This is a genomic window from Streptomyces sp. NPDC031445 (genome assembly GCF_055581365.1).
In genome coordinates, this window is record NZ_JBVIJO010000050.1 from 1 (window position 1) to 1,408 (window position 1,408).

Annotated in this window: 1 protein-coding gene; it reads left to right on the top strand. The window is 68.7% G+C overall.

Annotation, left to right across the window (positions count from 1 at the left end; translation table 11 throughout):
• The first annotated feature begins 57 nt into the window (after nucleotides 1–57).
• Nucleotides 58–1,284: an IS701 family transposase gene (locus tag ACZ5DC_RS40545; protein ID WP_468661498.1), complete on the top strand. Its 1,227-nt coding sequence runs from the start codon at nucleotides 58–60 to the stop codon at nucleotides 1,282–1,284.
• The last annotated feature ends 124 nt before the right edge of the window (nucleotides 1,285–1,408 follow it).

The window sequence follows — 1,408 nt, forward strand, 5'->3', positions numbered from 1 at the left end:
CTAGTAGTGCTTCGTTACGTCGTGTGATCTTTCCTGGTGGTGGGCATCTTCTCCGATATGAGGCTGGGGGAGGTGGAACGGCTCCGGGGTGAGTTATCGGAGTTCGTTGCCGATGTGTTCGCGTCGCTGCCACGGCGGGATCAGCGGCGGTGGGGCGCTTGTTATCTGCGGGGACTGATGCTGGACGGCCGTCGTAAGTCGATCCAGCCGATGGCCGAGCGGCTGCCGGACGGGAACATGCAGGCCCTGCAGCAGTTCGTGAACCAGTCGCCGTGGGATCCGCTTCCGGTGCGGCGGCGGATCGCCGAGCGGTTGTGCGAGGCGATCCGCCCCGAGGTGTGGGTCGTCGATGATGTGTCGTTTCCCAAGTGCGGCACTGCCTCGGTCGGGGTGGCCCGGCAGTACTGCGGAGCGTTGGGTAAGCGGGCGAACTGCCAGGTCGCGGTCAGTGTGCACGCCGCCACCGACGCGGCGTCGTGCCCGTTGGAGTGGGAGCTGTTCCTGCCCGAGGAATGGGTGCACGACGACCGGCGGCGGCAGCGGGCCGGGATACCCGAAGAGGTCGGGCATGCCTCCAAGACCCGGCTGGCTCTGGGGCTGCTGGACCGGCTGGCCTCGCAGGGCCTGAAGGTGCCCGTGATCGTGGCCGATGCCGGCTACGGACGCAGCGTCTCCTTCCGGCTCGCGCTGGAAGAGCGCGGCTGGTCCTATGTCATGGCCGTCGACCCGAAGGAGGTCGCACGGCCTGCCGGCGCCGAGCCGTATCAGCCGGCCTACGGCGGCCTGGGGCCGCCGACCCTGGCCCGATACCGCGAGGCGCCCCGCCCGCTGCCGGGCCTCCTGGAGGGGGCTGTGTTCGAACAGGTCACCTGGCGGCAGGGCAGCAAAGGCACGATGACCTCGCACTTCGCCGCGATCCAGGTACGGCCCTCGGGCAAGGAAGCCTCCCGCACCGCCCAGGAACAGGCAGGCGGACGCAACCGCTGGGACGGCGTGCTGCCCGTGAGGACGCTGCTGGTCGAACAGCCCGAAGAAGCCGACGAGCCGACCGGTTACTGGATGAGCAACCTGCCCGCCACCACCCCGGTCGCCGACCTGGTGCGGTGGGCGAAGATGCGCTGGCGGATCGAGCACGACTACCGCGAGCTCAAACACGGCCTGGGCCTGGACCACTTCGAAGGCCGCACCTGGCGCGGCTGGCACCACCACGTCACCCTCGTCACCGCCGCCCAGGCCTTCCTCACCCTGCGACGGCTCGACCCAAAAGCCCCAATGCCGGCCTGACTCTCTACCAGGTCCTGGACGCCCTCCAGGACCTGCTGAGGTGCTGGACCGGCACCTGCACCACCTGCGGCCAACCCCTCACCACCAACAGAACCAGACCCAGAACCTAACGAAGCACTACTAG